Source organism: Streptococcus sp. Marseille-Q5855 (assembly GCF_946901985.1).
Taxonomy (GTDB): Bacteria; Bacillota; Bacilli; order Lactobacillales; family Streptococcaceae; genus Streptococcus.
This window is the reverse complement of sequence record NZ_CAMPPR010000004.1, coordinates 238,413-250,011: the sequence shown is the minus strand read 5'-3', so window position 1 is coordinate 250,011 and position 11,599 is coordinate 238,413. Positions and strand designations below refer to the sequence as shown.

Sequence of the window (11,599 nt, the reverse complement as noted above, 5' to 3'; positions counted from 1 at the left end):
GAACTCAAGTTCATAAAAAAGAAATCGGAGATAAAGAAATGAAAAATTATTAGGGATTGTATTTTTACTAGCAGCAGCGACAGTATTGTATTTTGGTTTTGTTGGCTGGCCAAGTTTAGATGTCAACCTCTGGTCACTGATTCCGGTAGGCCTGTTCCTCTATTTTTCCCTAGAAAATCTTTTGAAAAAGGATTACAAGGCTAGTCTGATGTGCTTCATTATTGCCTTTATCATCGCAAATGCAATTTTGGACCTGTTGCCAATTTCAAATGGCTTGGTGATTGGAGCGGGTGTGCTGGCTTGTGTAGGTATTGGTTATCTATTTCCTGATAAAGAAAGAAAATAGGAATTGATGAAAAAATAGATAAAGAAAAAACACTTCAATCACTGTATTTCTGTTTGATTGAGGTGTTTTCGATTTAGTTTTTTATTTCTGGGCCATCAATTCAACAATCATCTCGATATACATGACAAGGGTTAATAAGAATCCTGCACGCCAGAAGAATTTGATGAATTTAGGATAGTAAAAGCTACGTTTTTTCAGAAGGAAGAAAAAAACGAGAATAATGGCTAGGAGTGAGAGGGCTAGGCCCAGTCTAGGGAGGAAATTATGGGTAAAGGTTTTAGCTGTAATCAAGTAATACTCAAATATTAAAACTGGAAAAGCCAAATCCGCAAAGTTTCGTCCTAGTTTTTTTAATCTAAAAAGTTTGGTTATGATAATGCAGACGACCAAGGTCAGTATCAATAATAAAATAGACGCTAATTTCATTAAAATCATACCCATATTGTATCATAAAAAATCGCTAATGGAAACGAGAAACAGAGGAATTTATAGGAAAGTCAGGCTTTTGAGATTGTAGATGTTTTTTGTTATAATGAAGGTTATGAAATCTTATAATACCTTGAATGATTATTATCGAAAACTATTTGGAGAAAAGACCTTTAAAGTCCCTATTGATGCGGGGTTTGACTGTCCCAATCGTGATGGGACTGTGGCTCATGGAGGCTGTACTTTTTGTACGGTTTCAGGTTCTGGAGATGCTATTGTAGCACCGGACGCGCCTATCCGTGAGCAATTTTATAAGGAAATTGACTTTATGCACCGTAAGTGGGCGGATGTGCAGAAGTATCTGGTTTATTTTCAAAATTTTACCAATACCCATGAAAAGGTGGAAGTCATCCGAGAGCGCTATGAGCAGGCTATCAATGAGCCAGGTGTAGTAGGAATCAATATCGGAACGCGCCCAGACTGTTTACCAGACGAAACCATCGAATATTTGGCTGAGTTATCGGAGCGCATGCATGTGACGGTTGAATTGGGCTTACAGACCACTTATGAAACAACCTCTGACCTGATTAACCGTGCTCATTCCTATGAATTGTACGTAGAAACGGTCAAGCGTTTGAGAAAGTATCCCAAGATTGAGATTGTTTCCCATTTGATCAATGGACTTCCTGGCGAAACACATGAAATGATGATTGAAAATGTTCGTCGCTGTGTCACGGATAACGATATTCAAGGGATTAAACTGCATTTGCTTCACCTGATGACCAATACACGTATGCAACGAGATTACCACGAAGGACGCTTGCAGTTGATGAGTCAGGACGAATATGTCAAGGTCATCTGTGACCAACTGGAAATCATTCCCAAGCATATCGTCATCCATCGAATCACAGGAGATGCACCTAGAGATATGCTGATTGGGCCTATGTGGAGCCTCAATAAATGGGAAGTGCTAAATGCTATTGAAACTGAAATGCGACGTCGTGGAAGCGTTCAAGGATGCAAGGCTGTAAAACAGGAGTTTGAAAATGAAAAGACCACTTGAAATGGCACATGATTTTTTGGCTGAGGTAGTGACTCAGGACGATATCGTAGTGGACGCGACCATGGGAAATGGTCACGACACGCTTTTTCTAGCCAAGCTAGCCAAGAAAGTCTATGCTTTTGATATTCAGGAACAAGCCTTGGAAAAGACGCAAGAGCGTTTGGACCAGGCTGGAATGACAAATGCCCAGTTAATCTTGCAAGGCCATGAGATACTGGACCAGTTTGTGACAGAAGCCAAGGCAGGGATTTTTAATCTAGGCTATTTGCCATCAGCTGATAAGTCAGTCATTACCAAACCTCAGACGACTATTGAAGCCTTAGAAAAGCTGTGTCATTTGCTTGTCAAAGGTGGACGAATTGCTATCATGATCTACTACGGTCATGAAGGAGGCGACCTAGAGAGGGATGCTGTCTTGGATTTTGTTAGCCAGTTGAACCAACAAGAGTACACAGCTGCCATTTACCGAACTTTAAACCAAGTCAACAACCCACCATTTTTAGTAATGATTGAAAAATTAGAGAGATATAGACATGGATAAACAATACCTACGTGAAAAGCTGGATGCCATGCGCCAGAATTTTGTTGAATCAACCCACCACGAACGAGCAGTGGGAGTGCTAGACCAAGCGCATATGAGCAAAAAAATGCTTAAAATCAAGAAAAAATTAGTTGCTCTTGAAATGGAACGGTGCCAGAGAAAAATTGAGCACAAGGATTGTTCCAAGATTGACCAAAAAATCAAAGAGCAGAAGGAGATTTTTGAATCCTGTTGTAAAAAAGATTAAGGAGGACGTGCGTGGAATTACTGATTTACCTCATCCTGTTTTTACTGGTCTTGATTGTTTCAAGTACAACCAATAAGCTCCTGCCCTTTTTGCCTCTCCCTTTGGTGCAAATTCTTTTGGGAATTGTGATTGGTCTCTTTTTACCCAATACCGACTTTCACCTCAATACGGAGTTGTTTTTGGCACTGGTTATCGGGCCCTTGCTTTTCCGAGAGTCCGAAGAAGCGGATATTACAGCTATTTTAAAACACTGGCGAATTATTATCTATCTCATATTTCCAGTGATTTTTATCTCGACTCTGAGTTTGGGTGGCTTGGCCCACCTTCTTTGGTTCAGCCTTCCTTTGGCAGCTTGTTTGGCTGTTGGGGCGGCCCTTGGCCCTACGGACTTGGTTGCCTTTGCCTCTCTTTCTGAGCGCTTTAGCTTTCCTAAGCGCGTGTCCAATATTCTTAAAGGTGAAGGACTCTTGAATGATGCTTCTGGTTTGGTGGCTTTTCAGGTAGCTTTGACAGCTTGGACAACTGGAGCTTTTTCTCTTGGGCAAGCTAGTAGTTCGCTCATCTTTTCAATCCTAGGTGGTTTTTTAATTGGATTTTTAACAGCCATGACCAACCGTTTCCTCCATAGCTTCTTGCTAAGTGTGCGCGCAACGGATATTGCTAGTGAGCTTTTATTAGAATTGAGTTTGCCTCTGGTGACCTTCTTCCTGGCAGAAGAAGTCCATGTTTCAGGGATTATTGCCGTCGTAGTTGCTGGGATTTTAAAGGCAAGCCGTTTTAAGAAAATTACGCTCCTCGAAGCCCAAGTGGATACGGTGACCGAGACGGTCTGGCACACAGTCAACTTTATGCTCAACGGTTCTGTCTTTATGATTTTAGGGATGGAGCTGGAAATGATAGCAGAGCCTATCTTAACCAATCCAATCTATAATCCCTTACTTTTATTGGGATCTCTTGTCGCCCTGACCTTTGTCCTCTTTGCTATTCGTTTTGTCATGATCTATGGCTATTATGCCTATAGGACTAGACGTCTCAAGAAAAAGCTAAATAAGTATATGAAGGACATGCTTCTCTTGACCTTCTCAGGTGTCAAGGGAACGGTGTCGATTGCTACGATTCTTCTGATACCAAGTAATTTAGAGCAGGAGTATCCTCTCTTGCTTTTCCTTGTTGCAGGTGTGACGCTTGTCAGCTTTTTAACAGGCCTCGTGGTCTTGCCTCATCTTTCTGATGAACAGGAGGAAAGCAAGGATTATCTCATGCATATCGCCATTTTGAATGAAGTAACGCTAGAGTTGGAAAAAGAGTTGGAAGATACCAGAAATAAGCTTCCTCTCTATGCAGCCATTGACAATTACCATGGACGTATTGAAAATCTCATCCTGAGTCAAGAAAATAAGGGAGCTCAAGAAGACTGGGCTGCTTTGAAACTCTTGATTCTTAGTATTGAAAGTGATGGATTGGAACAGGCCTATGAAGAGGGAAACATTAGCAATCGTGCTTACCGAGTTTACCAACGTTATCTGAAAAATATAGAACGAGGCATCAATCGTAAATTTGCATCACGATTGACCTATTATTTCCTTGTTTCTTTGCGGATTTTACGTTTTCTCCTTCATGAAGTTTTTACTCTCGGAAAGACCTTCCGTAGCTGGAAGGACAAGGAGAAAAGCCGTCTCCGTGCTCTTGATTATGACCAAATTGCAGAGCTCTATCTTGCCAATACAGAGATGATTATTGAAAGTTTGGAAAACCTGAAGGGAGTATATAGACGCTCTTTGATTAGTTTTATGCAGGAGTCTCGTCTTCGTGAAACAGCTATTATCAGCAGTGGTGCCTTTGTCGAACGGGTTATTACACGTATCAAACCTAATAATATTGATGAGATGCTGAGGGGCTATTATTTGGAGCGCAAGTTGATTTTTGAATATGAAGAGAAACGATTGATTACGACCAAGTATGCCAAGAAATTACGACAAAATGTCAATAACTTAGAGAACTATTCTCTGAAGGAAGCTGCCAATACCCTGCCTTATGATATGGTGGAATTGGTAAGAAGAAATTAGTTAATACTCTTCGAAAATCTCTTCAAACTACGTCAGCGTCGCCTTACCGTAGGTATGGTTACTGACTTCGTCAGTTCTATCCACAACCTCAAAACAGTGTTTTGAGCTGACTTCGTCAGTTTCATCTACAACCTCAAAGTAGGGCTTTGAGCAACCTGCGGCTAGCTTCCTAGTTTGCTATTTGATTTTCATTGAGTATAAGATTATAAGTGAAGGAGTGTGATATGAAGAAGTGGTGGAACGAGCTGATAGACAAGCCTCTATTAAAAGCTTTTTTGCATTATTATCAAGCATCAGATAGTGAGTTGACAAGTGTCGCGGTAGCCTACTATTGGTTGATTTCGATTTTTCCTCTGCTTTTGGTGGTGGTCAATATCCTCCCTTATTTTCAGATTCCTGTGGGAGAATTTCTGGGCTTTATGAAAGATGTCCTGCCTCCAAGCCTCTATGAAGGTGTGGAAAAAATAGCCAGAGAAGTCTTGACGCAACCTTCAACAGGTTTATTGAGTTTTTCTGTTTTATCGGCGTTATGGAGTTTTTCAAAATCTATGAATTTCTTGCAAAAAGCTTTTAACAAGGCTTATGGCGTCGAAAAGAGTCGTGGACTTATTTCCCATCAGATGGTAAGTCTCCTAGTCAGTTTTGGTTTACAGCTCCTCTTTGCTTTTTCCTTGTTTTTGAGCTTATTTGGGCAGATGATTTTGGATTTACTTGCTCATTATTGGACAAAAGATGGCATTATTTATCAGGCTTTACAAGGTTTGGCAGGTCCTCTGACTTACGCCCTCCTCTTTGCTATCTTGGTCATGCTTTATTATTTTCTTCCCAATCTATCTAACAGGAAAATTAGCTATACCCTACCAGGCAGTGCCTTTGTTCTCTTAGTGATTTTAGGTTTACTAACTCTGTTTTCTAGTTATCTCAATTACTATGTCCATCATTTGGTGGATGTCCGAATTTTAGGTTCTGTTCTTCTTGTTGTTATGATGTTTTGGTTTATCTTGATTGCTAAAATTGTTATCCTAGGCGCGGTGATCAATGCCAGTGTTCAGAGTTTGAAAGATCCGGCCTTTAAAAAAGACTAACTATTTATCCATTACAAAAGCGCATAGTATCAAGGCTTTATAGAACCTTGATACTATGCACTTTTGTACCTTGACAGTTTTTTGTATAGTTTTTGTCCAAGATTTCTAAATCATCTGATTAAATTCCTATTTTTCCCTATCATTGTCCCTGTTTTTTCGAAAATGGAAAGAGTATAATAAATCTATCAATAAAATGATAGGAGGAACTTTATGGGTCATATTTTCTTTTTTCTAAGTGTTTTTCTTGCTGGAATTCTTTCCTTCTTTTCTCCTTGTATCTTACCCTTGTTACCGGTCTATGCAGGGGTCTTGTTGGATGATAAGGATGGTGCTCAGACTTCTAGTGGCAAATTTTCAATCTCAGTTACTAGTTTATTGCGAACTCTGGCCTTTATAGCGGGGATTTCCTTTATTTTTATCTTACTAGGTTATGGAGCTGGTTTTTTAGGCGATTTGCTTTATGCTTCTTGGTTCCAATATGTGACGGGTGCGGTTATCATTCTCTTAGGCTTGCACCAGATGGAGATTCTACACTTTAAGGGGCTTTATAAGGAAAAGAGGTTACAACTGCAAGGACAGGGGCAACATGGTAACGGCTATAGTCAGGCATTTTTACTGGGGTTGACTTTTAGTTTTGCTTGGACGCCTTGTGTGGGTCCGGTTCTGGGGTCTGTTTTAGCCTTGGCGGCTTCAGGTGGCTCAGGTGCTTGGCAGGGAGCGGGTCTCATGTTGGTGTACACGCTGGGTTTGGCGCTACCATTTTTGGTTCTAGCTCTGGCCTCTAGTTATGTTTTGAAACATTTCCGAAAACTTCATCCCTATCTCGGGATTCTCAAAAAAGTGGGTGGTTTTCTCATTATTGTGATGGGACTCTTGGTTCTATTTGGAAATGCTTCAATTTTAAGTCAATTATTTGAATAAAAATGGAAAGGAATATCAGTATGAAAAAATGGCAAACATGTGTTCTTAGAGCAGGTTCGCTCCTTTGTTTAACGGCTTGTTCAGGCAAGTCCATGACCAGTGAACACCAAATGAAAGATGAGATGAAGATGGAGCAGACAGCTAGTAAAACAAGCGCAGCTAAAGGGAAAGAGGTGGCTGATTTTGAGCTAACTGGAGTAGATGGCAAGACCTACCGTTTATCTGATTACAAGGGCAAGAAAGTCTATCTCAAATTCTGGGCTTCTTGGTGTTCCATCTGTCTGGCTAGTCTTCCAGACACGGATGAAATTGCTAAAGAAGCTGGTGACGATTATGTGGTATTAACAGTAGTGTCACCAGGACACAAGGGAGAGCAGTCTGAAGCGGACTTTAAGAATTGGTATAAGGGATTGGATTATAAAAATTTCCCAGTCCTAGTTGACCCATCAGGCAAACTTTTGGAAACTTATGGCGTTCGCTCTTACCCAACTCAAGCCTTTATAGATGGTGAAGGAAAATTGGTCAAAACCCAACCAGGTTTTATGGAAAAAGATGCGATTTTGCAAACTTTGAAGGAATTAGCCTAGGAGGTGTCCTATGAATGATAAGCTAAAAATCATCTTGTTGCTAGGAGTATTTTTCCTAGCCATAACCGGTTTCTATTTTCTATTGATGCGAAATGCAGGGCAGACAGATGCCACGCAAATTGAGAAAGCGGCAGTCAGCCAAGGAGGAAAAACAGTGAAAAAAACAGAAATTAGTAAAGACGCAGACTTGCACGAAATTTATCTAGCTGGAGGTTGTTTCTGGGGAGTGGAGGAATACTTCTCCCGCGTTCCCGGAGTGACAGATGCCGTTTCAGGTTATGCAAATGGTAGAGGGGAAACAACCAAGTACGAATTGATTAACCAAACAGGTCACGCGGAGACTGTCCATGTTACCTATGATGCTAATCAAATTTCTCTCAAGGAAATCCTGCTTCACTATTTCCGCATTATCAATCCAACCAGCAAAAATAAACAAGGAAATGATGTGGGAACCCAGTACCGTACCGGTGTATATTACACAGATGACAAGGATTTGGAGGTAATCAACCAGGTCTTTGATGAAGTTGCTAAGAAATACGACCAACCTCTAGCAGTTGAAAAGGAGAGTTTGCAGAATTTCGTAGTGGCTGAGGATTATCACCAAGACTACCTCAAGAAAAATCCAAATGGCTACTGCCATATCAATGTTAATCAGGCAGCCTACCCCGTCATCGATGCCAGCAAATACCCAAAACCAAGTGATGATGAATTGAAAAAGACCCTGTCACCTGAGGAGTATGCAGTTACCCAGAAAAATCAAACAGAACGAGCTTTCTCAAACCGCTACTGGGATAAATTTGAATCTGGTATCTATGTGGATGTAGCAACTGGTGAACCCCTCTTTTCATCAAAGGACAAGTTTGAGTCTGGTTGTGGCTGGCCTAGTTTTACCCAACCAATCAGTCCAGATGTTGCCACCTACAAGGAAGATAAGTCCTACAATATGACGCGTATGGAGGTGCGGAGTCGAGTAGGAGATTCTCACCTTGGGCATGTCTTTACGGACGGTCCACAGGACAAAGGTGGCTTGCGCTACTGTATCAATAGCCTCTCTATCCGCTTTATTCCCAAAGACCAAATGGAAGAAAAAGGCTATGCTTATTTACTAGATTATGTCGATTAAGAAGTCTTTCCTAAGCAGTTAGAGGAGAATTTTGCTATACTAATACTAGTAAATGACAAAGGAGAGAAGCATGACCTACACAATCTTAATCGTAGAAGATGAATATCTGGTAAGACAAGGCTTGACCAAGTTGGTCAATGTAGCAGCCTACGATATGGAAATCATCGGTCAGGCTGAAAATGGAAGGCAGGCTTGGGAGCTAATTCAAAAGCAGATACCAGATATTATTTTAACCGATATCAATATGCCTCAGCTAAATGGCATCCAGTTGGCCAGTCTGGTACGAGAAACCTATCCTCAGGTTCATCTAGTTTTTTTGACAGGCTACGATGATTTTGATTATGCCTTGTCTGCTGTCAAACTCGGTGTGGATGACTACCTGCTTAAGCCCTTTTCTCGTCAGGATATTGAGGAAATGTTGAGGAAAATCAAGCAAAAGTTGGACAAGGAAGAGAAAGAAGAGCAGTTACAAGATTTACTGACCGATAAGTTTGAAGGAAACATGGCCCAGAAAATCCAGTCCCATCTGGCTGATAGCCAGTTTAGTTTAAAGTCTTTGGCCAATGACTTGGGATTTAGTCCGACTTATCTGAGTTCTTTGATTAAGAAAGAGTTGGGTCTGCCTTTTCAGGATTATCTGGTGAGAGAACGTGTCAAACAAGCCAAGCTTTTGCTTTTGACCACGGATTTAAAGATTTATGAGATCGCAGAGAAGGTTGGTTTTGAAGATATGAACTATTTTACCCAACGCTTTAAGCAGATTGCGGGTGTGACACCTCGTCAGTTTAAGAAGGGAGAAGGCCGATGAAGCGTTCTTCTCTCCTAGTCAGAATGGTTATTTCCATCTTTCTGGTCTTTCTCATTCTCCTAGCTCTGGTTGGGACTTTCTACTATCAATCTAGTTCTTCAGCCATTGAGGCTAGCATTGAGGGCAATAGCCAGACGACTATCAGCCAGACTAGCCACTTTATCCAGTCTTATATCAAAAAATTAGAAACCACCTCGACTAGTTTGACCCAGCAGGCAGATGTCCTGACCTATGCTGAGAATCCCAGTCAAGACAAGGTCAAGGGAATCCGAAATCTATTTTTGACTATCTTGAAGGCAGACCAAGATTTGAAAGCTGTTGTACTGGTCACCAAATCAGGTCAGGTCATTTCTACAGATGACAGTGTGCAGATGAAAACATCCTCTGATATGATGGCTGAAGATTGGTATCAAAAGGCTATTCATCGGGGAGCCATGCCAGTTTTGAACCCAGCTCGTAAATCGGACAGTCAGTGGGTCATTTCTGTCACTCAAGAACTTGTTGATGCAAAGGGAGCCAATCTGGGCGTGCTTCGTTTGGATATTTCCTACGAAACTCTGGAAGCCTATCTCAACCAGCTTCAGTTGGGTCAGCAGGGATTTGCTTTCATTATCAATGAAAAACATGAATTTGTTTATCATCCTCAACACACAGTTTATAGTTCGTCTAGCGAAATGGAGGCCATGAAATCCTACATTGAGACGGGTCAGGGCTATACTTCTGGTCACAAATCCTACGTCAGTCAAGAAAAGATTGCAGGAACTGATTGGACGGTACTTGGCGTATCTTCGCTGGAGAAGTTAGATCAGGTTAGGAATCAACTCTTGTGGACCTTGCTTGGGGCTAGTATCACATCTCTTCTTGTCTGTCTCTGCTTGGTGTGGTTCAGTCTCAAACGCTGGATTGCTCCTTTAAGTGACTTAAGAGAAACCATGCTGGAAATTGCTTCTGGTGGTCAGAATCTTCGTGCCAAGGAAACTGGTGCCTATGAACTGAGAGAAGTGACTCGCCAATTTAATGCCATGTTGGATCGGATTGATCAGCTGATGGCAGATATTCGTAGCCAGGAAGAAACGACCCGTCAGTACCAACTTCAAGCCCTATCAAGTCAGATTAACCCTCATTTCCTCTATAACACCTTGGACACCATCATCTGGATGGCTGAATTTCAGGATAGTCAGCGTGTGGTTCAGGTGACCAAGTCCTTGGCAACCTATTTCCGCTTGGCACTCAATCAAGGCAAGGATTTGATTTGCCTGTCTGATGAAATCAATCATGTTCGCCAGTATCTCTTTATCCAGAAACAACGGTATGGAGATAAGCTGGAATACGAGATTGAGGAAAATCCTACCTTTGATCATCTAGTCTTGCCCAAGTTGGTGTTACAACCTCTGGTGGAAAATGCTCTTTACCATGGCATTAAGGAGAAGGAAGGTCAGGGACATATTAAACTTTCTGTCCAGAAACAGGATTCGGGCTTGGTCATCCGCATTGAGGATGATGGCGTTGGCTTCCAAGCTGCTGGCGATAGTAGTCAAAGTAACCTCAAACGTGGAGGAGTTGGTCTGCAAAATGTCGACCAACGGCTCAAACTTCATTTTGGAGAATATTACCAGATGAAGATTGATTCTAGGCCCCAAAAAGGGACGAAAGTGGAAATATACATAAATAGAATAGAAACTAGCTAACTCCCAGTCAATTCTGGGAGTTTTATGCGTAATTGGGCAAGCTTTCTAGGTTGTCTATCTTGCTAAAAACAAGAAAAAACGGTATGATAGATAGTGACAAAAGAGGTGGCAGAGATGAACGAGACACAGATTCAAAGAGAAACACGTCAGGTATTAGAAGATGTTTTAGAAAAGGCCAATTTGAAGCAGGGTGCCCTTTTTGTTTTAGGTCTATCTTCTAGTGAGGTGATAGGTGGTCAGATTGGGAAACAATCCAGTCAAGAGATTGGTGAGCTGATAGTGGAGACTATCTTGGGTATTCTAGGTAGTAGAGGTATCCATTTAGCAGTTCAAGGCTGTGAGCATGTCAATCGTGCCCTCGTTGTTGAACGTCAGGTGGCAGAGCAGTTTGGTCTGGAAATTGTCAATGTCCTTCCTACCCTTCATGCAGGAGGTTCAGGTCAGTTGGCAGCCTTCAAGTTTATGCAAGATCCAGTTGAGGTTGAATTTATCAAGGCTCATGCTGGATTGGATATCGGAGACACTGCAATTGGCATGCATGTTAAGCATGTTCAGGTTCCGATTCGTCCTCTTTTGAGAGAGATTGGTCATGCCCACGTAACGGCGCTGGCTAGTCGTCCAAAATTAGTCGGAGGTGCGCGTGCGCACTATCCGCGAGATTCTATTAGAAAGTCGTGAGAATGAATAAAGGAGATGAA

General features: G+C 41.6%; 13 protein-coding genes. 12 read left to right on the top strand and 1 reads right to left on the bottom strand.

Annotation, left to right across the window (positions count from 1 at the left end):
• Nucleotides 1–85 precede the first annotated feature (85 nt).
• Nucleotides 86–346, top strand: a complete 261-nt coding sequence (locus OC529_RS06450) for a hypothetical protein (RefSeq protein ID WP_262081753.1) — start codon at nucleotides 86–88, stop codon at nucleotides 344–346.
• A gap of 81 nt (nucleotides 347–427) precedes the next feature.
• Here the strand turns inward: OC529_RS06450 and OC529_RS06445 are convergent, their stop codons facing one another.
• Nucleotides 428–787, bottom strand: a complete 360-nt coding sequence (locus OC529_RS06445; protein WP_033676723.1) for a DUF3397 family protein — start codon at nucleotides 785–787, stop codon at nucleotides 428–430.
• Between the two features lie 91 nt (nucleotides 788–878).
• On the opposite strand from OC529_RS06445, the gene OC529_RS06440 reads away from it, so the two are divergent.
• The 11 genes from OC529_RS06440 (at nucleotide 879) to OC529_RS06390 (ending at nucleotide 11,579) form a co-directional block, all read left to right on the top strand.
• Nucleotides 879–1,835 (top strand): TIGR01212 family radical SAM protein, encoded by a 957-nt coding sequence (locus OC529_RS06440; RefSeq protein WP_262081763.1) that lies wholly within the window; start codon nucleotides 879–881, stop codon nucleotides 1,833–1,835.
• Nucleotides 1,819–2,376: a tRNA (mnm(5)s(2)U34)-methyltransferase gene (locus tag OC529_RS06435; RefSeq protein WP_262081752.1), complete on the top strand. Its 558-nt coding sequence runs from the start codon at nucleotides 1,819–1,821 to the stop codon at nucleotides 2,374–2,376. The genes OC529_RS06440 and OC529_RS06435 overlap by 17 nt, the downstream gene beginning before the upstream one ends.
• On the top strand, nucleotides 2,369–2,623 hold the full coding sequence (locus OC529_RS06430) for a hypothetical protein (protein ID WP_000361085.1): 255 nt from the start codon (nucleotides 2,369–2,371) through the stop codon (nucleotides 2,621–2,623). The genes OC529_RS06435 and OC529_RS06430 overlap by 8 nt, the downstream gene beginning before the upstream one ends.
• 11 nt (nucleotides 2,624–2,634) lie before the next feature.
• Nucleotides 2,635–4,689: a cation:proton antiporter gene (locus OC529_RS06425; RefSeq protein WP_173233643.1), complete on the top strand. Its 2,055-nt coding sequence runs from the start codon at nucleotides 2,635–2,637 to the stop codon at nucleotides 4,687–4,689.
• Between the two features lie 224 nt (nucleotides 4,690–4,913).
• Nucleotides 4,914–5,774, top strand: a complete 861-nt coding sequence (locus tag OC529_RS06420; RefSeq protein WP_262081751.1) for a YihY/virulence factor BrkB family protein — start codon at nucleotides 4,914–4,916, stop codon at nucleotides 5,772–5,774.
• Between the two features lie 210 nt (nucleotides 5,775–5,984).
• The gene (ccdA2, locus tag OC529_RS06415) at nucleotides 5,985–6,695 is read left to right on the top strand and encodes a thiol-disulfide oxidoreductase-associated membrane protein CcdA2 (protein WP_262081750.1); all 711 of its coding nucleotides are present in this window, start codon (nucleotides 5,985–5,987) and stop codon (nucleotides 6,693–6,695) included.
• Between the two features lie 20 nt (nucleotides 6,696–6,715).
• On the top strand, nucleotides 6,716–7,282 hold the full coding sequence (locus tag OC529_RS06410; protein ID WP_262081749.1) for a TlpA family protein disulfide reductase: 567 nt from the start codon (nucleotides 6,716–6,718) through the stop codon (nucleotides 7,280–7,282).
• A gap of 10 nt (nucleotides 7,283–7,292) precedes the next feature.
• The gene (msrB, locus tag OC529_RS06405; RefSeq protein ID WP_262081748.1) at nucleotides 7,293–8,405 is read left to right on the top strand and encodes a peptide-methionine (R)-S-oxide reductase MsrB; all 1,113 of its coding nucleotides are present in this window, start codon (nucleotides 7,293–7,295) and stop codon (nucleotides 8,403–8,405) included.
• 70 nt (nucleotides 8,406–8,475) lie between these two features.
• The gene (locus OC529_RS06400; protein ID WP_262081747.1) at nucleotides 8,476–9,213 is read left to right on the top strand and encodes a response regulator transcription factor; all 738 of its coding nucleotides are present in this window, start codon (nucleotides 8,476–8,478) and stop codon (nucleotides 9,211–9,213) included.
• Nucleotides 9,210–10,901, top strand: a complete 1,692-nt coding sequence (locus OC529_RS06395; protein WP_173262276.1) for a sensor histidine kinase — start codon at nucleotides 9,210–9,212, stop codon at nucleotides 10,899–10,901. The genes OC529_RS06400 and OC529_RS06395 overlap by 4 nt, the downstream gene beginning before the upstream one ends.
• A 114-nt stretch (nucleotides 10,902–11,015) precedes the next feature.
• Nucleotides 11,016–11,579 (top strand): TIGR01440 family protein, encoded by a 564-nt coding sequence (locus OC529_RS06390; protein WP_173253336.1) that lies wholly within the window; start codon nucleotides 11,016–11,018, stop codon nucleotides 11,577–11,579.
• The last annotated feature ends 20 nt before the right edge of the window (nucleotides 11,580–11,599 follow it).